The sequence below is a fragment of the Vibrio sp. 1401 genome, from assembly GCF_033340295.1.
The window spans coordinates 1-609 of the sequence record NZ_JAWOWF010000538.1; the positions used below are offsets into that span (position 1 = coordinate 1).

The window sequence follows — 609 nt, forward strand, 5'->3', positions numbered from 1 at the left end:
AGAGTGACCATTCTGGATCGACGCCTCGTAACCAAACGCTACGGGCAAGCACTTATCGACTCACTGCCGCCATTTAAACGAAAAATAGAATATTAGAAGAATAAGAATTTATGGAAATGATAGAGCCGACAATGCTGTTGGTGTTGGCGCTAGTCGCTTTTGTTGCTGGATTTATTGACGCAGTCGCAGGTGGTGGAGGGATGCTAACCGTCCCTGCTTTGCTGTCTTTGGGGCTTCCTCCTCACATTGCTTTGGGGACGAACAAGTTGGCTGCTACCTTTGCATCGTCAACTGCCGCATTCACTTACTACAAAAAACGCTTGTTCAAACCTCAGTGTTGGGGGCGCGCGTTTGCAGCAACGCTTGTCGGCGCAACATTGGGCACGCTCTTTGTCGATGCCATCAGTACGGATTGGCTAGAAAAAGTCTTGCCTCTTATTATATTAGCCGCTGCGCTGTATACCGTATTCCACAAAACGCCACATTCCCCTCATCAAAGCCCAATACCAGAGCCTTGCCCAAAGCTGCATAAAAAACAGTACCTGCAAGGTTTGTCGATTGGTTTTTACGATGGATTAGCCGGTCCAGGAACAGGCGCGTTTTGGACTG

The 609-nt window shown here is 48.6% G+C and carries 1 protein-coding gene; it reads left to right on the plus strand.

Features of this window, described 5'->3' with window-relative positions; translation table 11 throughout:
• Positions 1 to 110: 110 nt before the first annotated feature.
• Positions 111 to 609, plus strand: a 499-nt coding sequence (locus R7Z77_RS26700; RefSeq protein WP_318137216.1) for a sulfite exporter TauE/SafE family protein, incomplete at its 3' end; no start/stop codon positions are given.